The sequence below is a fragment of the Bacteroides finegoldii DSM 17565 genome, assembly GCF_000156195.1.
In the GTDB taxonomy this organism is placed as follows: domain Bacteria; phylum Bacteroidota; class Bacteroidia; order Bacteroidales; family Bacteroidaceae; genus Bacteroides; species Bacteroides finegoldii.
On record NZ_GG688326.1, the window covers coordinates 119,937 to 140,746 of the forward strand.

17 protein-coding genes, 6 tRNA genes and 3 pseudogenes are annotated in these 20,810 nt (G+C 43.6%); 11 read left to right on the forward strand and 15 right to left on the reverse strand.

The window, feature by feature from the left end:
- Positions 1–27 precede the first annotated feature (27 nt).
- Together BACFIN_RS22380 and BACFIN_RS20870 are read left to right on the forward strand one after the other, a co-directional pair.
- Positions 28–186: pseudogene (locus BACFIN_RS22380) on the forward strand (S26 family signal peptidase); the annotation flags it as partial.
- A gap of 404 nt (positions 187–590) precedes the next feature.
- A pseudogene (locus BACFIN_RS20870) lies at positions 591–1,819 on the forward strand (site-specific integrase).
- Positions 1,820–2,464: 645 nt separating this feature from the next.
- On the opposite strand, the gene BACFIN_RS07030 reads toward BACFIN_RS20870, so the two are convergent.
- From BACFIN_RS07030 to BACFIN_RS06975, 14 genes are all read right to left on the reverse strand, one after another.
- On the reverse strand, positions 2,465–3,376 hold the full coding sequence (locus tag BACFIN_RS07030; RefSeq protein WP_007755117.1) for a hypothetical protein: 912 nt from the start codon (positions 3,374–3,376) through the stop codon (positions 2,465–2,467).
- Between the two features lie 116 nt (positions 3,377–3,492).
- On the reverse strand, positions 3,493–3,666 hold the full coding sequence (locus BACFIN_RS22690; protein ID WP_022275275.1) for a hypothetical protein: 174 nt from the start codon (positions 3,664–3,666) through the stop codon (positions 3,493–3,495).
- An 80-nt stretch (positions 3,667–3,746) separates the two neighbouring features.
- Positions 3,747–4,082: a hypothetical protein gene (locus BACFIN_RS07025; RefSeq protein WP_007755119.1), complete on the reverse strand. Its 336-nt coding sequence runs from the start codon at positions 4,080–4,082 to the stop codon at positions 3,747–3,749.
- Complete coding sequence (locus BACFIN_RS21850) at positions 4,079–4,660, reverse strand: hypothetical protein (RefSeq protein WP_148326697.1); 582 nt, start codon at positions 4,658–4,660, stop codon at positions 4,079–4,081. The genes BACFIN_RS07025 and BACFIN_RS21850 overlap by 4 nt, the downstream gene beginning before the upstream one ends.
- Before the next feature lie 110 nt (positions 4,661–4,770).
- Positions 4,771–5,607 (reverse strand): DUF7738 domain-containing protein, encoded by an 837-nt coding sequence (locus BACFIN_RS07020; protein ID WP_232281657.1) that lies wholly within the window; start codon positions 5,605–5,607, stop codon positions 4,771–4,773.
- A gap of 53 nt (positions 5,608–5,660) precedes the next feature.
- Complete coding sequence (locus tag BACFIN_RS07015) at positions 5,661–6,305, reverse strand: hypothetical protein (protein ID WP_007755124.1); 645 nt, start codon at positions 6,303–6,305, stop codon at positions 5,661–5,663.
- On the reverse strand, positions 6,302–6,964 hold the full coding sequence (locus tag BACFIN_RS07010) for a hypothetical protein (protein ID WP_229091157.1): 663 nt from the start codon (positions 6,962–6,964) through the stop codon (positions 6,302–6,304). The genes BACFIN_RS07015 and BACFIN_RS07010 overlap by 4 nt, the downstream gene beginning before the upstream one ends.
- 88 nt (positions 6,965–7,052) lie before the next feature.
- On the reverse strand, positions 7,053–7,358 hold the full coding sequence (locus tag BACFIN_RS07005) for a hypothetical protein (RefSeq protein ID WP_007755129.1): 306 nt from the start codon (positions 7,356–7,358) through the stop codon (positions 7,053–7,055).
- Positions 7,359–7,382: 24 nt separating this feature from the next.
- Complete coding sequence (locus BACFIN_RS07000) at positions 7,383–8,252, reverse strand: helix-turn-helix domain-containing protein (protein WP_007755132.1); 870 nt, start codon at positions 8,250–8,252, stop codon at positions 7,383–7,385.
- A 12-nt stretch (positions 8,253–8,264) separates the two neighbouring features.
- Positions 8,265–9,398 (reverse strand): energy transducer TonB, encoded by a 1,134-nt coding sequence (locus tag BACFIN_RS06995; RefSeq protein ID WP_230325642.1) that lies wholly within the window; start codon positions 9,396–9,398, stop codon positions 8,265–8,267.
- A gap of 35 nt (positions 9,399–9,433) precedes the next feature.
- Entirely contained in the window at positions 9,434–10,687 is a 1,254-nt protein-coding gene (locus tag BACFIN_RS06990; RefSeq protein WP_007755137.1) for a TPM domain-containing protein, read from the reverse strand.
- Positions 10,684–11,334 (reverse strand): hypothetical protein, encoded by a 651-nt coding sequence (locus tag BACFIN_RS06985; protein ID WP_007755139.1) that lies wholly within the window; start codon positions 11,332–11,334, stop codon positions 10,684–10,686. Before BACFIN_RS06985 ends, BACFIN_RS06990 begins: the two co-directional genes overlap by 4 nt.
- An 8-nt stretch (positions 11,335–11,342) precedes the next feature.
- Entirely contained in the window at positions 11,343–12,929 is a 1,587-nt protein-coding gene (locus BACFIN_RS06980; protein WP_007755141.1) for an energy transducer TonB, read from the reverse strand.
- A 26-nt stretch (positions 12,930–12,955) separates the two neighbouring features.
- Positions 12,956–14,965, reverse strand: coding sequence for an energy transducer TonB (locus tag BACFIN_RS06975; protein WP_007755143.1), 2,010 nt, complete (start codon positions 14,963–14,965; stop codon positions 12,956–12,958).
- 930 nt (positions 14,966–15,895) lie between these two features.
- On the opposite strand from BACFIN_RS06975, the pseudogene BACFIN_RS21860 reads away from it, so the two are divergent.
- Positions 15,896–16,769: pseudogene (locus BACFIN_RS21860) on the forward strand (efflux RND transporter permease subunit).
- A gap of 60 nt (positions 16,770–16,829) precedes the next feature.
- Here BACFIN_RS21860 and BACFIN_RS06960 read toward each other — a convergent pair.
- A complete protein-coding gene (locus BACFIN_RS06960) occupies positions 16,830–17,387 on the reverse strand; it encodes an NAD(P)H-dependent oxidoreductase (RefSeq protein WP_007755155.1) in 558 nt (185 codons plus the stop codon).
- Between the two features lie 189 nt (positions 17,388–17,576).
- On the opposite strand from BACFIN_RS06960, the gene nspC reads away from it, so the two are divergent.
- From nspC to nagA, 8 genes are all read left to right on the forward strand, one after another.
- On the forward strand, positions 17,577–18,716 hold the full coding sequence (nspC, locus tag BACFIN_RS06955; RefSeq protein ID WP_032839749.1) for a carboxynorspermidine decarboxylase: 1,140 nt from the start codon (positions 17,577–17,579) through the stop codon (positions 18,714–18,716).
- Between the two features lie 118 nt (positions 18,717–18,834).
- Positions 18,835–18,907 (forward strand) — tRNA-Gly (locus BACFIN_RS06950).
- Between the two features lie 34 nt (positions 18,908–18,941).
- A tRNA-Leu gene (locus tag BACFIN_RS06945) sits at positions 18,942–19,023 on the forward strand.
- A 23-nt stretch (positions 19,024–19,046) separates the two neighbouring features.
- A tRNA-Leu gene (locus BACFIN_RS06940) sits at positions 19,047–19,130 on the forward strand.
- Between the two features lie 19 nt (positions 19,131–19,149).
- Positions 19,150–19,222 (forward strand) — tRNA-Gly (locus BACFIN_RS06935).
- A 32-nt stretch (positions 19,223–19,254) separates the two neighbouring features.
- A tRNA-Leu gene (locus tag BACFIN_RS06930) sits at positions 19,255–19,339 on the forward strand.
- Between the two features lie 34 nt (positions 19,340–19,373).
- Positions 19,374–19,449 (forward strand) — tRNA-Gly (locus tag BACFIN_RS06925).
- Positions 19,450–19,640: 191 nt separating this feature from the next.
- A complete protein-coding gene (gene nagA, locus BACFIN_RS06920) occupies positions 19,641–20,807 on the forward strand; it encodes an N-acetylglucosamine-6-phosphate deacetylase (protein WP_007755161.1) in 1,167 nt (388 codons plus the stop codon).
- Positions 20,808–20,810: the final 3 nt, after the last annotated feature.

The following is a 20,810-nucleotide window of genomic DNA, read 5'->3' on the forward strand; positions in this document are numbered from 1 at the left end:
TAGTATCGCTTTAGAAAGAACTATTATTTTGTATCCGGTGATAATATGGCAAATTCACCGGATTCAAGATATTGGGGGATGTTGCCGGAAGAATATATTGTAGGTAAGGCTACCCGTATTTGGTATTCGGAAGATAAATTTACGGAGAAACCCCGCTGGGATAGAATAATGAAGAAAATAAAATGAAAAATGAGATATGAATTGATAAACACGGATTATGGCCTTCACCCATCCTTCACGAGGATATAAGATGTGGTTTATGAAAAGAAGGCCATAGATTGAAAAAAATGATGATGGTGTTTAGATAAAAAAATGTGATGTTGGTTTTTAACAGCAAGGATTTTTTGAAAAGGTAACATATAAGCGCAATATTGCTTGAAATCAGCTTATTATTACAGGCTTTCTTTTTAACGACAGGAAAAACGATGCTAAAAAAGCACATTTGGTCGTGAGTTTCGTTACTTAATCGTTACCTCGACCAATGTGCCTTTAAACAATATATAAAGGACTATTTTTCAATCCCTTGCACTGTTTTGCATAACCTCAGATAATTCAATGATTATTAATTTTGTAACAAAAATAATTGAGTTATGAGAAGTATTTTTAAAGTTCTGTTCTACACCAAGAACCAGTCAATTAAAAATGGTCGTGTTCCGGTTATGGGACGAATAACAATCAATGGTACGACTGCAAGTTTCAGTTGTAAGTGTGATATACCTCTCTCCCTATGGGATGCAAAGGGAAACTGTGCGAAGGGGAAATCGGAAGAGGCAAGATGCTTGAACAGGGAGTTGGAGAATATCAAGGTTCGGATAGGAAAACACTATCAGTATATTTGCGACCACGATACATTTGTCACGGCAAAGAAAGTATATGACCGTTATACCGGTCTTGGAGAGGAGATTCATTCCCTGATGGAAATCTTCAATATCAAGATTCAGGATTACAGGAATCAGATCGGAAAAACCAAAGCCAAGGGTACATACGAAGGTCTTGTATGTGAAAGCAGATGTCTGCAATGTTATTTGAAGGATAAGATGGGAACGGATGATGTCCCCCTGATGTCGTTGGACATCGATTTTATAAAGAACTACTACAACTGGATGCTTTCGGTAAGGGGGTTGGCAAAGTCAACGGCATTTGAACGTATCAACACCTTAAAGTGGCTCATGTATCTGGCTATGGATGAAGGATGGATCCACAAACATCCGTTCAAGAAGTTCGAATGCAAGCCGGAATATAGGAAACGCCCGTTTCTTTCAGAGGATGATCTTCAGCGTGTGATACATGTAAAGCTGAACTACAAACGTCAGCAGGCTATCCGGGATATGTTTGTCTTTATGTGTTTCAGCGGTCTGGCCCATGCCGATCTGAAGGCGTTAAGCTATAAGAATGTGTATACCGATTCGGATGGAGGCGTATGGCTTATCGGCAACAGGGTAAAGACCAAGCCGCCTATGTCGTCAAACTTCTGCCGATAGCCGTTGAGCTGATAGAAAGGTACAAGGGAGACGACAAGTTCAAGGATTCTCCCGACAAGGTCTTTCCGGTCGGGAATTTGGAATGCATGGAAGACAGTCTGAAACGTATCGGTGAAAAGGCAGAATGCAGCATCAGGCTCAGCCCCCACCTTGCACGTCATACCTTTGCGACCCTAGCCCTGAGCAAGGGCATGCCGCTTGAAACCCTGCAGAAAGTCCTCGGGCACAAGACCATCATCTCCACGCAGGTCTACGCCGGGCTGATCAATCCAAAAATCGGTGAGGACACGGACAGGATGCGTGAGAAGATCGGCGGAATGTTCCGCTTGGCCAACTAAAAAGAAGGGATGCTTCACCGGACGGTTGTACAAACAAAGATTCTTGTATTCTTCATAAAACTTAGAGTAAAGAAAACCCAAATGGGTAAGTTTTCTATAACCGGGAATAGAACTCATGTTTGGAAACTCTTCCCTAACTATCTGATACATCTTGTTAAAGCTGACTTTATGTTCCAAACAATACTCTGTAAGTTGCCAGGTAGCAACTAGTTTCCTTTCATTGCGAAGAAGGGTGTTTCTCTTTACCTGTTCGCTACGGAACAGATAAATGGTTACGGCAAGCAGGACTATTAGAATGCCATAACCTAAGATTGTTTTGAATTTCAATCCAATATTCTTCCATTCTATGTTTTTGTGGTATCAACTAACCATGTGTACAAAAACACATAAAGTACGTAAAGTGAATAACTCCTGCATGAAAATCTGGGATAATTGGGATTAAGATTTGCAATATACACTTTGTGGCCTATATAATGTATAAGCCACAAGTGTTGCCTTTTTTCTCCTTACTTCCTTTGAAATTTACCAGATTTCTAATACAAGGTATTAGTCAACACGCTCTTAAAGTTTCTGTTTTACACAACTTTACAAATATATGAAAATTGTTCTATTCTACAAGTAAGGTTGATAATGTTTGACTCTTTTTTATGATTCTATAATATGACTGTATTCCTCAAACTCCGGTATGCTCTGCACTTCTTCCTCCTCCATATATAGTTGGATGAAGCGTGCGAATTGTCTGGCGGCGTTTATACCACCTGCAATCCCTAAAGGTATTCTGCCTAATGTACGTTGAGGGTTGGCTATTACTATTTCTTCTTCTCCTTTTCCATTGAAAGTCTTCGCATGATGATTACTAAATAGTGTGATTACAACCTGTTCATAAGGTAGTGTTTCTTTTTTTTGAAACATGAAACGACCGGGTATAGTGATTGTTTTGGAATCACGGTCAAAAACTATTCGTCTCCAAGGCTGTAAAAAAGCTTTTAGTCCAATAACTATTATAAAGAATAAAGGTTCAAGGAATAATAATGCATTAACGTAACTTTCAGATGTAATTTCTGATGGAGTGATTACTCCCCAATATAAAAGAGCTAAGAACGGGACAAGGAAAATTAGTAAAAAAAAGACTCTTACTGCTATTCCATCATTATTAATGACAATTTGCTTGTTATCAATTCTGTCAAATTTGAATCTGTCACCAAGTAAATCTTTCCAATGATATGGTAAGGTTACATTTTTCAATGTTTCTTTATTATTCAAAGATATTTTAGGGTAAAGATTCCAAATAGCTCTTAGTCCTATATAATAACACAGACAAAATACTATATTAATGGCTAACAATCCAAGTGCCAGATTAGTAAATGTAACGTCTCTATGTTGATTAAAGAACACTATAAAAAAAGTAGTTAGTGGCCATAAGAAAGCACTCCCCAATATTATAGTCCAACACTTTCTTTTATGCCATTTCCCTTTTCTCATTTCGGTTTCCTGACACTCGGTATCTCCTATGATATTCTTGCGATGTTGTCTGTTTTTATTATTTCCGAATTTCATGGTTGTGCCTGTTTTAGTTCGTTTTATTTTCTGAGGAATTTTCAAAATATATCAGTATTAATGAACCGGCTTTTATCATTTCGTTAATTCAATTGATATATTTTACTTCATCCGTTTCACTGTCGCATAGAAAACAGTCGGTCAATACCGTATTGTCCGGGATTACGATGGATTCTATGAACAGGAAATCCGACATTTTGCAACAGAAGGGCTTGTCTGCTTGTATTCTTACATCCAGACACTTCGAAAGCCAGTGATAACAGTCCTAATGTTAAAATCTTGTTGTTCATACGCTATGTTATTTAGTGTTATTTCTTGATAATTTACCGGATAAAGGCATCAAATTACATTGAATTACAGCAATATAATCCTATATTTTTCGTTTAACTCTATATTCAATAAAAATTCCGATAGCATATCCTGGAATAAATGCCAGCAGGATAGACGCGCTTAATACGATAAGCATAAGCAGCCCCCATAGCCAAAGTATCAGAATGGTACTTATAATTTTGCTTTCATACAATATGAATAAGTTTGTCAGCAAAAACAGACCTCCCATATATGCTTCTATAACGAACAGTATTATGTCTGATCCGGCAGAGCCTGATGTCTCCCACAAAAGTGAAGAACCAAATACGATTTGAATTATCACATCAGACAGTAGGAGTTGCAGAAGAGCTACCAGTATGGCAAGAATATTTTTCATCTTATATATTTTCCTTTCTTTAGAGGATAAATAAACGGTAAAGACAGTTCTTTTGCGAATGAAATTGTCGCTATACTATAATCATGACTGATTCTTATTGACATTGACAAAGGGAAATCTTCACACCAATATTCAATGACTGGATACAACGACCCATCCTCAGCGAAATCTGTTTCTGAAGCAAGGTCAATATAATCAGATATAGAAGCGTAACCTTCACATTTTTCTTTTTGCTTTTGGTGAATCTTTTGCGAGGACAAGGCAAAATATATTCTTCTGTCATCAATTTTTCTGATTATGAGTTCTTGAGATATGGTGTCATTTTTATAATACAACGTGTCTATCTTACTCCTGACTGCACACGGCGAAAATGAAGATAAAAACATCAGCTTTTCAGACAAATCATAGGTAATTATCCTGCTCTCCAAGTCGCGGTATTGTCTGTCGAAGATTTCTTCATTATAAGCAGCCATAACAAAATTATTATACTTATTTGAATAGACAAATTGGGCTTTGAAACTATTGAACATTCCTGGCAAAGTTATTAATACAAGAATTAAAAGTGTTTTCAGTTTCATATTCAAATTCGTTTTTATTATTCTATTTTTTTGTATCTGTTTGTGCATAGCCGTTGAGACTTAATGTAGCAACGAGAAGCGCAATAATCATTGATTTCATATTATGTATATTATTCGTTTTCTACATTTATATACTTTTCATATTCAGGACCTTCGTACGGAGGGTCACCAAAACCTCGTGAGTTAATGGCAATATCAAAGTTTTCAATATCATTACCGTCTTCAGACTTCCTGATTCTATAGGTATAATATTTTTCTCTGCTGTGTATAGGCGCTTTGGTGTAATCCCAGTCATGCAGATGACAATAGTAAAGCAGAGGGAACGGATTGTTATTGAATTTCAGATTTGTTTTTTTCAGAAAATTATCAATGTGCATACCTTTGCCCAAAACTGCTCCTCCGACAATCATTTTACCCGTAAAATACTGACGTGGGCAGCGGTTCTTTAGCCATTTTAGGTTTTCTTCGGATAGAAAATCATCTAATTCTATATTCCAGTTAATCATTATTCTGCTTACAGGGACACTGTCTTTTCCGCTTTCATCGTGTGATACCATAATGATTCCCAAAGAATCCCATATAAATATTCCGGGTTCCGCAAGACGTTCGTAATGTCCGAATATCTCACACTGTTCTCCTATTGTCATTCTCGGCATGAACGGCTTGCCGTTGTAGGTCATTGTCGTATCTGTAAATACAAACAGGTGTTCCCTGTTCACTCCCTCTTTTTCGTAGTCTATAGGCGGTTCTTCCGGCAGATGTTCTTCCAAAAAACTGTCTGTCTTGGCCATCAGGGCATCTACTTTGCCCAGAATGTTATCTATGCTTCCCATCGCCTTTTCGTGGTTGTAACTGCATCCTGTACAGGAGCTGAGTGCGGACAGGCAAAGCAGTCCGAACCATAGGGCAACGGCTGCCGGAGCGGGGAGGAATGGATGCTTGTTCATCATATCTGCGTATAGTTTCATGGTTTGCCGGAAACAGGCTGTAAGGGTATTGTTCAAAAATCAAAAGAGTTGTGACAGGAAGATGTATGTGTACGGTGAATCTTATGCCCTACGATGTATTTAGCACCGCAGTATTTACATTCATGACGCGCTTCCTTCAGTCCTTCGGAGAATTCAGTAGGAGATTCCACCACAGTGTATGCTTCTTTCCGATGTAAGGTGATACCATGGCAATCCGGACAATATTCATAGAGACCTGTCGCAAGAGGGATGCGCACTTTCACCTTTTCTCCGCAGGCGGTGCAGGTGTACACATGGATGCAGACGGTCTGCAGATTGAGTTCCATTCGTTCCTGTGGGGTGAAGAGCCGGGCGTCTTTCTTTATCTCCTGTGCCGACATCTTGCGGAGGGTCTCTTTTCCGCATTTCGGGCAAGTGCGGCTCTGGCTGAGTATCTGCTTGCGTAATCTCAGTCTGTACCATAGCATCACAGCTGCAATGGCAGGCCATACGGGAACCAGCCACAGCAGGCCGATGAGGGTGCGCCAGGCAAATGCCTGCTCCGTGAGTTGCTGTTCCAAAGCAGTGGCTGCCGTCTTGCCTTTGGGCTGCAGGTAATTTTTCAATCCTTTCCACGTCAGCCAGTTGAGGAGAAGAAGGGAAAGGCTTCCCAATATAAGAAAAGGTAGTGTGGTCATTGTTTGCCTCCTTTCTCGTTGGTTTCTTCGATGCGTCTGTAAGAACGCTCTATGTCTTCTAAAATGTATGCGTCCAGCTTACTGCCGTTGAACTTGAACAGGAAGGCCAGAAGTCCTATATATCCGAAGGTGAATAGGGCGGCACTCAGTACCAGCATCGCCACGTCGCTGAACGCTGCTTCGGAAAACAGCCAAGTGAAAAGTGTCATCCCTGAAAGGCTGATGCACAGCATGGATGCAGCCAGCAGGGCGAGTGTGAGGAATGGGATGAGCATCATTCCTATGAGGCTCCGCCACATTTCTTTGCAGAACTTGGGGTGATGACCGGTGAGGGCAAACCCGAAGAGGGAGCAGCCTGCAGCGGTGAACAGCACAACGAACAGTCCGAAAAATGCCCATGCCACCCACTCCTGCCAGGATCCTGCGGCAAGCATTCCGCCGAGGTCTGTCCAACGGCTGTTCTCATCACACACGATTTGCCATATGTAATACAGCACAGAGGTGAAGACTGCTGTGGAGAGGATGACGAGAACGGACGGCAGGCAGCCTGTCGGCTTTTTGCGGTACTGGCGTATCCGCAACAGTATCAGCATGGAGAACAGCAGCTGGACAGCTATAAGGATATAGAGTCCCGAACCGGTTATTGTTTGTTGTTCCATAGGCATGTTTTTTTAATGGCTTGTTATCTATTTGTAATACAGCAAATATAGAAAATGATTATTTAGTATGCTTATAGATGGATTTTTTTCACCGGAATGTGTTTTTCTTGGTAACGAGACTATCCATACTTATATAATGTATTAAAATCGGATATCTCTCAGAAAAAGAAACGTTCATGTTTTGTGTGTATTTCACATAGTGATAGTTTACTTCTTTGCTGGTCTCTTTGGGATTATCGAAATCAATATATGGAGAACATAAACGTTCCACATCGATGTCATAGTCCGGGTTATCCATGTTGATAATCTGTTTGTCTGATTGTGCATGGGCTGTTGCACCGGATAAGCATAAAAATGCTGTCAATCCAATGATGATAAGTGTTTTAATTTTCATATTCGTTCATTTTATAATAAATGGTCAGCTCCTGTTTCTTCGGATATTTACCGGTGTATCACCGAGATTCCGCTTGCAGAAATCAGACAGGTAAGACTGGTTCGCAAATCCACATTCTTCGGCAATCTCCGGTAAGGGAAGGTGTGTAGTCCTCAACAGTTTCAGCACCTGCTCGGCACGTTTTTGCCGAAGCCACTGGGCTACCGGACAGTTAAACAATCTCAGGAATGTCCGACGGAAGGTAACGGTGCTGTTTGCTCCGCATAGTTCCGCCAATTCTTCTGCTGTCTTCGCTTCATTATGGCATTCCATCACTTTCTGAATGAAAGAATGGTCGGTATGGATACCGAGCAGTTCTTCCGCTTGCAAAATGATTTTACGGTTGATATGTTCGTAGGAGGCGTCGAGCAGTTTGAATGATACCTCAATGCCTTCTGTCGGTTCGGAAGTGGAAGGCATTCCGCATTGTATTCTCGCTTCGCGGAAGTAGTAGAGCATTCTGTGATAGATGGCTTCCAGATGTTCTTCACGATGCCTTTGTAGCAATCGGCATAAAGTCAGTAACTCTTTTACGCAGCAATAATGCGTGTACCATATTTGCAAACGCATGACATAGCGGGTGGATTCTGCTTCACCGGCAGTCATGAACAGCTCCAGCCATCTCTCAAAGTCCGGCTGTTCATGGCTAATTGCTTCGGGAAGCCCGTTCATCCATCCGGCAATCATATTCATGAATTCCATGTCCGATGCAAAGGGACGCAGTTGCCGCTCTCTTCTCTCCTCCGGCATATCCTTGGATATGGTCACACAAAGCACACGCAAACGTGCTTCCTGGGGATCGTCCGGTTGCAGGCGTGAAAGGAGATAACCGCTTATTGAAAAGCTTTTGTCCATAGCAGAGAAAATTTATCGGTTTTCAAACCTGAGGGCCACCGTCATGCGGAATGCTACGGGTTTTCCGTTTTGGGTGGCAGGTATAAATTCGGGAAGCCGTTGGATGGTATATAGTGCTGCAACTTCCAATTCGGACGATGTGCTCTCCCGGTTTTCCACCTTGGCATCCTTCGCTTTGCCGTCCTTTCCCACTGTGAAGGATACACTTACATTCCCTTCGGCATTTCCCTGGTTTCCGAGGCCGGCATTATAGGCCATCCAATGGCGCACGGCAAGCCTGAAATCCGGGAATTTCGCGGACGGTCCTTCCTTGAACTTGGGAAGTTCTCCGTCCGGGATGTTCATATATCCCTTGGCGGTGTCCGGGACAAGGTCTTCCTCTGTAAATAGCTCGCCGGTGTCGTATATGCCTGCTGCCGGATTGATTTCCATGCTTCGGACATCTGATGAGAGATCATTGAAATTGCACCAGTTACCGACGCTGATGCAGTCGATGAACGAATCATATTTCGTTTTTGTCACCATTAGGCACACTTCATACCAGGTATGAGGTTGGCTGCCTCCGCCAACAATTTTCCGTTCTCCCTTTTCGTTCTCTTCAAGATAAATCACGGCATCCTTGTGCTCCGGATTCGGCTTGCGTACATATAGTTGGATAGTCCGGTCATTCACATGCCATCCATAATTCCGATGTCCGAAATACTCTTCTGTGACAAAGCATTGGGGGCCGTACTTTCCTGCAATGGCATATAGCAGGGAATCTACATTTGCCGCTCCGTCCAGCCTTCCCTGTGCTAGAATGCCGATCAGTTTTCCTGATTTGTCCGCCAGCATGCCGGTATACGGGAATTCAAAGTTCCCGAAGCGGGCAAGAACCTCTCCATAGTTTGTTTCTACCGAGCTGTATTCCTGAATAACCGCCTTTTTGCCTTCCTGGGTTTTACATTTCACTTCTTCCTTCATGAAATAGCGGAATGATTCGTCATAATCCCCGTCATATGGCTTTGCCTTGGAATAATACTTGTCCACCTTCATTCCGAACTCCACATTTTCCAAATCGTATGCACCCTCACCCCAGTATTGAGGCTGTGCGGCACTGATGCCGCAAAAGAAACTCAAGATTCCCATGATAAAAATAGTTTTCATGATTTGCATGTTTTTGTTAATATTGATATACTGTATTAGAAACGGCTGGATGAACCTCCGCCTCCGGACGATCCTCCTCCGAAACTGCCGCCTCCGCCACCGCCTGAGCCTCCCGAACGTCTGGAAGAGGTGTTGATTTTCGGTATTGTATAGCCTACCATGTATTCGGCATCGCAATGCATACATCGATGGCGAGCCTCCATCAGTCCTTCTGATAAAGTGGTGGCTTTAATAATAGTCCGATATTTTTCTTTCTTGTGCAGCGTCATTTGCCCGCAGGAGGGGCAGCATTCATAGCCGTCCTTTTTAAGCGGTATCCGGATTTTCACCTCTTCGCTGCAAGCGGAGCACCGGTAGATGCGGATGTATGCCGTCTTCAGTTCTGTTTCTTTGCGTTCGCTTTCAGTCAGCCGTTTCGTATCCTTTACCAACTCGTGCAAAGGAATCTCCCGGAGGGTTTCCCGGTTGCATTTCGGGCATGTCCGGCTGCGCCTGAGGGTCTTTTGTTTCTGGATGCCGAAATACCAGCAGGCAATACCCAGAATGGCGGGCCACACCGGTACCAGCCAGCACAGTCCGAGCAGGGTGCGTACAGTAAAGGGTTTTCGGGTCGCCAGCAAGGTCAGAGTGGCTTCCGTCCCTTCGTCTTTGGGCGTCATCCTGTGTACCGCCGATTTCCATACAAGCCAGTTTATAAGTATCAGCATCAGGGCAAATACGATAAAGACCAGGGAAGGGGTGGTACGCCGGAACTTTTTTATCCATGCTTCCGGTGGTGCTGCCTGATAGTTACTTCCGTACAGAACTTCCGCCACCGCCTTGACACCTTCAATCATTCCTGTATTCCAGTCATTTTCCCGAAGATGCGGCACCATGGTTTCCATCTGTATTCTTTTGCAAATGGCATCCGGCAATGCTCCTTCCAGTCCGTACCCGGTCTTGAAGGTTATATCCCGAATATCCCGAGTCAGCAGAATCAGCAGTCCGTTGTCATCTTCCGCCTTGCCGACACCCCACCGGTTGAACAGCGTAACAGCAAATTCATGCGGCTCCTCTCCTCCGATACTGTTCAAGGCTACAACTGCCACTTCTATGGTCAGGGAGTCTTCCAGTTGTTGCAATATATCGTTGATTTTATTCTTCGTTTCACTGTCCAATATATGGTCAGGGTCGGATACCCAATTATCCGCATTGTATGTCTTGGGGTTGGGTACATCATCGACCGTTCCCCATGCCATCGGGCAGAAACCCACCAGAACGGCTATACAGATTATAAGTTTTCGTATCATACAGTGCCTCCTTTCTCATGATTATTCATATCGACTGGTCTGAAAGAACGTCTGTTGTCCTTTTCATCGTATTCTTTCAATTTCTCGCTGTTCATTTCCAACAGGTAAACGACGAATCCGGAAAATCCAAGCAGGCACATCACGCAGAAAAATAAGAGCAGAAGCATCCAGCCCCAACCGATATCGTCAAACATGGGTGAGGCAAACCTCATACAAATAATATAGGCAAACCCAAATGCCGCAACCAATATTCCCAATACCACGATGGGAAGCAGCAGGATTACTGCCAGTGTTTTCCATATCAGTTTGCAGAATTTGGGGTGACGGCCTGTGACAGCATAGCCTGTCAAAGAGCAGACGGTGGCAGATACCAGTATCATTATCAAACAGATAAATCCAGCCATCAGCCATTCCACAGGAGAAGCGGCAGTGAGCAGCCCTCTGCTCTTTGCAAAGATATTGGCAAATAGTCCTTCATTGATGATAAGATGCCCCAGACTGAACAGTACAGTGGTCAGAGCAAATACAATCATAAAAATAAAACCTGCCGCCAGACAGCCTAATGGCTCTTTGGAGTCCTGCTTCCTTCTCCAGATAATCAGCCCGGTTATCAGGACCTGTAGTACAATTAGGATATATCCTTCCATGGCTTCATTCAGTTAAAGATGACCGGAAGCGAAGCGACAAAGGAGATAGCTTTTCCCTTCCATGTCGCCGGGACATACTTTATGCCGTAGAGGCAGTCGCAGACCGCTTTTTCCAATAGTGGGTGGGGGTCTCCGTTTATTTTTACGTTGCTGGCAACGCCGTCAGCCCCGATGGTTATTTCCGCCATCATTCTTCCTGTAATTCCTTGCTCGACTGCCTCTTCCGGCTTCCTGAGCAATTGTGCCAAGACCATGTTCCATTCGTCTGGCATTCCTGTCTGCGGGTTGATGGGCTTGGCTGGCTGGAAATCAGGACTGAAATAATCCACTTCCTCCATCTCTTCCGGTTCGGCCTGCTTTTTATTGTCCGGTGATTTTTCGGTGCACAACCATTCGATAAGTTCGTTGCATCGTTCGCGGTTGATTATTAACCGGGATGCTTCTCCTTCCGATGGGGCAAATACAGTTATCTCGGCAATTTTCCGTCTCTTTTCGTCCGGCATGTAGAGCAACAGACTATCCCCCTGCAAGGCTGTCCTGTAGTGTTTTCCCATCACTCCGGCAGCGTCTGTATCGTCATTTTCCTCTGAAGCTTCATCTTCCATAAAGTGTTTCAAGGTCTCTTCCAGGTTGTTCGGGTCGATGCCTTCTTCTTTCAACCACTCTTCAAACGTGATTTTCCTTGTACTATTTTTCAGAATCTTGTCCAAATCTCCTGTTGTAGATGTTGAAGAGGACGGCTCGTACCAGTTCCCGTCCCTGTGATAAAGGCGCTTCATGCCTTTCAGTTTGTCGAGAGTCTCTGCGTCTGCGGAAATGATGAAGCCGTTGTTGTCAACCTTTTCTATGGAAAAAGTCTTGCTGCCCCAAGTCACCTGCACCGGTTTGTCTCCAAAATCCTTTATGGGTACTGTGATGCGGTCATATTCCTGAGGCATATAGAAAGACAAGGAGATGTGTCCGCCTGCAATTTCCTGATAAGGAACAGTCAGTGGTATCTGTAATCCGAACCATATATTCAACATGTCTTTGTTCTTGGCATAGTCGCCGCCCTCAAGCAAATAGATGTCTTCTTCCGGGTGTATATAGACCGGTTTACCCTGCTTGTCAGTCAAATGAAGCTGCAAATCAGTCTCCAGGTCGAAGAAAAGTTCTTTGCAGAACCCCGTGAAGTTCCCGTTCTCATCCTCGTGATAATACTTTTCCCACAGGCCGGATCCTTGCCGACCGCCGAAATATGAAGATACATCTTCTTCTTTGCCTCTTAGCATGAGGTTGAAAAAGATAGAAGAATCCTTGTTCGGCTCTATGAATGCCTTGTCAAAACACATGAACAGTCTTGACAGGCTCTTTTTAAAGCTTTCGTGTTTGAATTTGTCCGCCCATTTTTCCCAAGGGAGCCTCTCCTGTTTGAACTCTTGGTTCTCTGTCAATGAATCAAGTTCGCCGAATGCCGCTCCAGTCTCGAACTGATAGAGCACTTCAAGTTGCTCCATGGCCTCTTTTTTCTCTTCTTCTGTCATCTTCTTTTTGTTTTGTGCCCATGCTCCCAGTACGAGACATGCAAGCAGGACGGTTGATAATATTCTTCTCATGATGAATGGTGGTATTGTGTTTATAATCAAAATGATATCGGAATAACTGCGACGGATGCGACGCATTCTCCGTCATATTTTGCCGACATGAACCTCATGCGGTAGATGCAATCCGTTACGGTTTCGCTCAAAACCGGATGCGGCGAGCTTGTAATTTCCACTTTGCTGACAGCACCATCGGCCTCAATTACCACCGTAGCCATCACCTTGCCCGTAATGTTCTGCCCGGCAACTTCTTGTGGGAGTGTAAGCATCTGCGATAGTTCGGCGCTCCACTCGCTTGATGTGCCTGTCGTGATATGTAGCGGAACGGCAGGCTGGAATCCGTTTTCAGACAGGTCTATTGTCTCCGTGTCTTTTTCATATAAATGCCAATCAATGGCATTGCGTCCCTTGGTCAGTGTCCGGGCATATTCGACTCCCATTTTCAAATGTCCCTCCAGATAATCCCTGAAACCTTCAAGCACCCGGTCCTTATCAAGCCGCAATCCGCTGGCCGTTTGTTTTTCAGGAATATCCCACTCGGCACCGGCCCTGTATATTTCGACGGCATCCATTCCGTTCATAAAGACATAACCATAAACTACGCCTTGTCTGTATGCTTTGTTCAATTCTGCTTTGATGGCTTTGTTCATAAGACATATCGAGTCGCAGTCCTGACACAGAATCGCATTTTTAAAACATTCTGTTATAGTCATGGCACTCCTCAGTCCGTCTTCAAAAGCGGCCATGATGGCAGGACTGTTCCCACGGGAAAGTAGCATTGCATCAAACTCCTCTCTGTGGGCTTCTCCTATAAACCATTTATATTCCATGATCCAGCCAGCCTGTGCTACTCCCACTGCATACGAAATCATATCGTTAGGTGCCAGCAATGCATTTCGTTCATCAGGAGTGAGCCTCCTGTTGTCTTTCAGTTTGCGGATTCCGTCCGGAACGGCAGGGGAGTCAAATTTTGCAATTGCCGAAGCCAGGGCTTCCGCTTGGGTGATGTCATTGCTTGCTGTGACGGTATCTATCCACTCTGGAAGAATAAGGGCATCGTCGGCATGCTCTTGACACAGGAAATAAGGTCTGTTGTGATTTGCGATGTCGTAATAGCGTTCTTTCTCTTTATTGAAAAAAGAAAACCATTTATCGGATAAGGTGTCATAATGCCGGGACATCTCATTTTCAGAAGCGATATGCTTCCTTACCTGTTTCAGCACATCGGAAATTGCGGCGTCGATATAATCCAGTTCCGGATAGGGATTTGTTGAGTATGCTCCCATAAGGGCTCCGTTGCGGAAGCAGGTCCTTTCCATTCCGGTACTCTCTGCAATGTCCTTCAATTGTTTCCAGAGCGAGGAATAGTCTTTTAGTACGATTTCTTTCCAATGCTTTACGCCAAAGTCATAGCCGGCGTGGATATACGGAGCGTACTCTTTCCTGTAAGTTTTCACCTTGACGGATTTCCGGGCAAGCCTATCATAGGCGGTGGTATAGCATAAACTGTACACGATAGGATCCAGTACATCAATTTTGTCTCCCGGTTGGGGAAATTGTACCTTGGGTGCCGCTTTCTTTTCAATAGCCATATTCCATACCGTATCCTTTGTTACCTTTATATCAGGCTCCTCTTCGGTTATCCGGTTTGTATTTTGAGCTCCGGTTGACAATACCATGCCTGCAAACAAAGCTATGAATGCTATTTTTTTCATAGCAGCTTTTACAGGATAAGACACCTTCATATCATTCCAAAAGTAATTGTATAATTTATATATTGCGAGAATCTGATTATTCAGGATAGAGAATAGAAAAGGACAGTAGGAAAACGCTTGGTTAGCAAAGGTACAGCTCGGCAAACGCAAAATAGTGAAAAGCCATCCTTTCATGGCTATGAATCCGACCGATGCCTTTTGCCGGTAGTAAGAGCCGGGGTTCGTCAGATAATTTTTCTTCTCCCAATCACAGGGGTTGGGAATAAAGCCGGTTTTGACTTTCGGTGGCAGACTGTCACCCCAAGCGTTTTTTATTATAGCAATTACGTTTTTCATAATCTTATCCGTTTTTTCTGCGTAAAAATAGCCAAATCCTACACATGGTTTCTTATGAATGCTGATAAGTTTTACGGATTTCTATTCATTCATGACCAATTATCCGACAATTATCCAACACACATGGATTCCATTATTGAAAATCAACATTTCGGACTGACCCCATTTTCGCCACCGGACTTGAATGCCACACTATCTAACAAGAAAGTGTGGAGCCGGTTTACTTATTTGTATTAGAGGTTCTGGTAAAACCCGGAAGCAAATAAATGAAAACAGTACCCCACACCTATATCGCATGTCATTCGCATACGGATACATGTGACAAGTGTTACTGCTCAGCCCTGCTTCCATTTTGAAATTTACCAGATTTCTAATACAAGGTGTTAGCGAAACACATCAACTATATATGTCAGTCGTTTGCACGACTTTACAAAGATAGGCAATGTTTTCGGATAAGCAGCAAGGAGTACTGTTTATTTTGCAAAAATACATGTATCGCTCAAAATTTCCGATATGATTTCTGACTAAAATATTGGAAAACTGTTCACTTTCCTTCTTTATGTGATTTGTCGGCTCCTTTTCTGATACCAGTACGGAAAAGCGACTCCGGAGTTTTTTTGGGGGGGGATACGGTTTGGCGACGTTTCCGCCGTTAAACTGTCCGGTTTTCGTTTAACGAAAACACACCCTGCTGTCCGCAGGAGCGGACCACGTTTATCCAATAATTATTGTGTACAAGCCTGTTGTATGGCTATTCTCCTGTGATTTACGGGACATTTCCATCAGATATTTACCAGCAGCTCACCCCATTAAAAGGTGGATATCTTTCCATAACCATGTGACTTACACCCATAGTTCAGGAATAAAGAGACGCATATACGGGAAATCTGCCCTTTCCATACCCTATTTCATCGCCAAATCGTTACCTGTCTGTTTTCTATGCTCCGCTTATCTTTTGAAACTCAAAAAGTTAAAGAGAACTACGCTATTTTTTTTTTAACGTTGGGTACTTCTACTTATAAGGAAAAGGTGAAACCGATTGTGGATAAGGCGTTGGGCGGAAGCTTGCGGCTGTTCATACAAAAGGTGTATGAGGGGAGCTATTTCTCACGCAATGAAGAAGTGGTGCTCCACGCCAATGCGAATCTACCGAATGGGAGCACGCTTGAGCAGATGAATACACAGATAAAACGGATGGAAACCTATCTGAGTGGATTTAAGGAAATCAAACAGTTTCAAGCGTCCGTAGAGAGTGCCCGTAAGGCATCTATCCATATCTATTTCACCAAAGAACACCAGAAAAGCGGGTTCTCTTATACGTTGAAAGCTAATATGATAAGTAAGGCTCTTATTCTTTATTACGAGTATTCTTTTTAATTCGTTGAAACAGCCGTTGGCTATTATTTTTGTGATTCTGGTATCTTATATTGGCGTGTTCCTGACGTTCTATTGGTTCAAACTGAATTTTGACCAGGGAGGTTTTGCTTCCTTTGTCCTGCTTTGTGGCATCACGGTGAATGCAAGCATTTATATATTGAATGAATATAATGCAGTTCGTAAGCGTTTTCCGTGTCTTGCACCGTTACGGACCTATGTGAAGGCATGGAATACAAAGATAATACCTATCTTCCTCACAGTTGCTTCTATCGTTTTGGGATTTATTCCTTTTATGGTAGGAGCGGAAAAGGAGGAATTCTGGTTCCCGTTGGCGGCAGGCACTATTGGCGGGTTGATAATGTCAGTGTCGGAGTGTTTTTTTTCCCGTACTGACACTGAAGAAGAAGCTATGCTTTACCTCCTCTAAAGCTGTGCTTTAGGTATGCTAAAGCATAGCTTTAGACTGGATAAAGCTACGCTTTTGTTTTTACCAATTATTTCCCGCATTACTGCTGTTAATAAGCATTTCTACTCTTTGTTTGTACAAGTTCGCTCCTTCGGCAATGTTCTTTCCCGCATCCGCGGTTCCCATTCCATATATCACAATGGGGGTCTGCCATACCATGCCCGAGTGAATTGCACTTCCCTGATAAGGGCGCAAAAGTTCGTCCGTAGTGAATCGGTTTCGTCCACCACTGCGATAGGCCTCGTATTCCGAACCGGTAGTTGTCACTACCATCAATGGCTTTCCGGCAACGGCCGGAGTTTTGGATAAGAATGTGAAAACCTCGTCCTGCCATTTTTTTAATAATGACGGTGCGCTCATCCAATAGAAAGGAAACTGGTAGATAACGGCCGAAGTGTCGGAGATGATTTTACTCCATTCGTCGACATTGAAAGCGATATCTTCCGACAATTCGTAAAGGTTGAAAACCGCTACTCCCTCGATGTCACTGACAGCGTCAATTAATGCCTTGTTCGCTTGTGAGGCTTTAATGTTGGGATGTGCCAGCAGAATCACTACTTTTCTTAAATCTTTATTCATATTCAATCAGTTATTTAGGATGATACAACTACTTATAAATAATATAAGGCTTAAAAATAGGAAAAAGTTCTCGAAAAGCAATATCTTAATTAAAAATAAAACAATCTCTCTTTGCTTTTGAATTTGTATTTTTGCATCCGCGTCATTGAGGCGTTACTTTGGAATTTTAGATAAAATTTAAATAGTATGATGATAGATTTTGCACAGTTCCCTTCTCCTTGTTATATTATGGAAGAAGAACTCTTAAGAAAGAACCTTACATTGATCAAAAGCGTAGCCGACAGGGCGGGAGTGGAGATTATCCTTGCTTTCAAGTCGTTTGCCATGTGGCGTTCTTTTCCTATATTCCGTGAATACATACGTCATTCAACAGCCAGTTCGGTGTATGAAGCTCGTTTGGCGCTGGAAGAGTTCGGGAGCAAGGCACATACGTATTCTCCTGCCTATACGGAGCAGGATTTTCCTGAAATCATGCGTTGTAGTAGTCATATCACATTCAACTCGATGGCCCAATTCGAACGTTTCTATTCGATGACGGTTACCGAAGGAAGCGGTATCTCATGTGGTATTCGTGTAAATCCCGAATACTCGGAAGTGGAAACAGAACTTTATAATCCATGTGCGCCAGGTACCCGTTTTGGAATAACGGCAGACTTGCTGCCGGAAACATTGCCGCAGGGAATTGAAGGTTTTCATTGCCATTGTCATTGCGAGTCCTCCTCGTATGAGCTGGAACGTACATTGGAACATCTGGAAAGCAAGTTTTCCCGTTGGTTTCCGCAGATTAAATGGTTGAATCTGGGGGGCGGACATCTGATGACACGCAAAGATTATGACACTGAGCATTTGATAAAACTGTTGAAGGAATTGAGAACGCGTTATCCACACTTGCAGATAATTCTGGAACCCGGATCGGCTTTTACTTGGCAGACAGGGGTACTGGCTTCCGAGGTGGTGGATATTGTGGAAAGTCGTGGAATCAAGACAGCTATTCTGAACGTCAGTTTCACCTGCCATATGCCGGACTGTCTGGAAATGCCATATCAGCCTGCCGTGAGTGGTGCAGAGATGGGAAATGAGGGGAAATACATCTATCGTCTTGGAGGAAATTCCTGTTTGAGTGGTGACTATATGGGACTGTGGAGTTTCGATCACAAGTTGCAAATCGGAGAGCGTATCGTGTTTGAAGATATGATTCACTATACGATGGTGAAAACGAATATGTTTAACGGAATTCATCATCCTGCCATTGCTATCTGGACCAAAGAGGGGAAAGCTGAAATATACAAGCAATTTTCTTATGAAGATTATCGTGACCGAATGAGTTGATAATCAAATTGATTGTTTTGCATCGGGTGCAAGGTGAGCAGATTTCTTTGAAAAAAGTGTGCAGAATGTTTGCAGGTTTACGGAAAATGCCTACCTTTGCAACCGCAAACGAAAAAATGCGGAAATAGCTCAGTTGGTAGAGCATAACCTTGCCAAGGTTAGGGTCGCGAGTTCGAGTCTCGTTTTCCGCTCATGTTTCTTTGAAATGTTGGAACAATAATCTTTGCCCAGGTGGCGGAATTGGTAGACGCGCACGTTTCAGGTGCGTGTGTCGAGAGGCATGCAGGTTCGAGTCCTGTTCTGGGCACAAAGGTTAAACTTTAAAATTATGGAGAGGTGGCGGAATTGGTAGACGCGCTACTTTGAGGGGGTAGTGACAGTTATGTCGTGGGAGTTCGAGTCTCCTTCTCTTCACGGTTCGTTAAAGTAAAATGCGGAAATAGCTCAGTTGGTAGAGCATAACCTTGCCAAGGTTAGGGTCGCGAGTTCGAGTCTCGTTTTCCGCTCTTGTTTCTTTGAAATGATGGAACTAAGTTTTGCCCAGGTGGCGGAATTGGTAGACGCGCACGTTTCAGGTGCGTGTGTCGAGAGGCATGCAGGTTCGAGTCCTGTTCTGGGCACCAATCTTTCAGATTTCTGAATGACGAAATTTAGTTTGCGGAAATAGCTCAGTTGGTAGAGCATAACCTTGCCAAGGTTAGGGTCGCGAGTTCGAGTCTCGTTTTCCGCTCCAGATAAATTTAGAGGTTGTCGGTCAATAAGACTGGTAACCTCTTTTTTTGTACCTTATTGGATGTTTAGCGGACGATTTTATCAATAATTTGGATAGAAAAGCGTAATTTTGCAAGTGAAAAATCGATGTACTTCCCCCCGAAAGAGAGTCATCGGTTTATGTAGACCTATAATTAATTTAATAAAAATGATATGTTAACACAAATCATTAATGCACGCATCCTGACACCACAAGGCTGGCTAAAGGATGGGTCAGTTCTTATTCGCGACAATAAAATTCTGGAAGTAACCAATTGTGACCTTGCCATTATCGGAGCCAAACTGATTGATGCCAAAGGAATGTATATCGTTCCGGGCGGCGTGGAAATCCACGTTCACGGTGGCGGTGGAAGAGACTTTATGGAAGGTACGGAAGACGCTTTCCGTACGGCAATCAAAGCCCACATGCAGCATGGTACTACCAGTATTTTTCCTACTCTTTCTTCTTCTACCATTCCGATGATCCGTGCTGCTGCGGAGACCACTGAGAAAATGATGGCGGAACCGGACAGTCCTGTACTCGGACTTCATCTTGAAGGCCATTATTTCAATATGGCAATGGCGGGCGGACAGATTCCGGAGAATATCAAAGATCCGGACCCGGAAGAATATATTCCCTTGTTGGAGGAAACACACTGCATCAAGCGTTGGGACGCTGCGCCGGAACTTCCCGGAGCCATGCAGTTCGGCAAATATATCACGGCGAAAGGGGTGCTGGCTTCAGTAGGTCATACGCAGGCTGAGTTTGAAGATATACAGACGGCATACGAAGCCGGATATACCCATGCTACTCATTTCTATAATGCCATGCCGGGATTCCATAAACGGAAAGAGTACAAATATGAAGGTACGGTGGAGAGTATTTATCTGATTGACGATATGACAGTGGAAGTAGTGGCCGATGGTATCCACGTGCCGCCGACGATTCTGCGCCTTGTTTACAAGATCAAAGGAGTGGAGCGTACTTGTCTGATAACGGATGCGTTAGCTTGTGCGGCGAGCGACAGTCAAACGGCTTTTGACCCCCGTGTCATTATCGAAGACGGGGTTTGTAAACTAGCCGACCGTTCCGCTTTGGCGGGAAGTGTGGCGACGATGGATCGTCTGATACGTACGATGGTGCAGAAAGCGGAAATCCCATTGGCGGATGTGATTAGAATGATTTCTGAAACGCCTGCCCGTATCATGGGAGTGCTGGATCGTAAGGGCACGCTCGAACGTGGTAAGGATGCCGATATCATTGCTTTGGACAAGGACTTGAATGTAAGAGCCGTGTGGGCAATGGGACAATTGGTAGAGGGAACCAATAAACTGTTTTAAATC

Coding starts and splice junctions, on each gene's coding strand:
- BACFIN_RS07025 (WP_007755119.1), bottom strand. CDS start 4,082: ATGAAAAATATTCTTGCCATACTGGTAGCTCTTCTGCAACTCCTACTG.
- BACFIN_RS07020 (WP_232281657.1), bottom strand. CDS start 5,607: ATGAACAAGCATCCATTCCTCCCCGCTCCGGCAGCCGTTGCCCTATGG.
- BACFIN_RS22690 (WP_022275275.1), bottom strand. CDS start 3,666: ATGAACAACAAGATTTTAACATTAGGACTGTTATCACTGGCTTTCGAA.
- nagA (WP_007755161.1), top strand. CDS start 19,641: ATGTTAACACAAATCATTAATGCACGCATCCTGACACCACAAGGCTGG.
- BACFIN_RS06975 (WP_007755143.1), bottom strand. CDS start 14,965: ATGAAAAACGTAATTGCTATAATAAAAAACGCTTGGGGTGACAGTCTG.
- BACFIN_RS07000 (WP_007755132.1), bottom strand. CDS start 8,252: ATGGACAAAAGCTTTTCAATAAGCGGTTATCTCCTTTCACGCCTGCAA.
- BACFIN_RS06990 (WP_007755137.1), bottom strand. CDS start 10,687: ATGATACGAAAACTTATAATCTGTATAGCCGTTCTGGTGGGTTTCTGC.
- BACFIN_RS21850 (WP_148326697.1), bottom strand. CDS start 4,660: ATGAAACTGAAAACACTTTTAATTCTTGTATTAATAACTTTGCCAGGA.
- nspC (WP_032839749.1), top strand. CDS start 17,577: ATGATAGATTTTGCACAGTTCCCTTCTCCTTGTTATATTATGGAAGAA.
- BACFIN_RS07015 (WP_007755124.1), bottom strand. CDS start 6,305: ATGACCACACTACCTTTTCTTATATTGGGAAGCCTTTCCCTTCTTCTC.
- BACFIN_RS07030 (WP_007755117.1), bottom strand. CDS start 3,376: ATGAAATTCGGAAATAATAAAAACAGACAACATCGCAAGAATATCATA.
- BACFIN_RS07005 (WP_007755129.1), bottom strand. CDS start 7,358: ATGAAAATTAAAACACTTATCATCATTGGATTGACAGCATTTTTATGC.
- BACFIN_RS06960 (WP_007755155.1), bottom strand. CDS start 17,387: ATGAATAAAGATTTAAGAAAAGTAGTGATTCTGCTGGCACATCCCAAC.
- BACFIN_RS07010 (WP_229091157.1), bottom strand. CDS start 6,964: ATGGAACAACAAACAATAACCGGTTCGGGACTCTATATCCTTATAGCT.
- BACFIN_RS06980 (WP_007755141.1), bottom strand. CDS start 12,929: ATGAGAAGAATATTATCAACCGTCCTGCTTGCATGTCTCGTACTGGGA.
- BACFIN_RS06995 (WP_230325642.1), bottom strand. CDS start 9,398: ATGAAAACTATTTTTATCATGGGAATCTTGAGTTTCTTTTGCGGCATC.
- BACFIN_RS06985 (WP_007755139.1), bottom strand. CDS start 11,334: ATGGAAGGATATATCCTAATTGTACTACAGGTCCTGATAACCGGGCTG.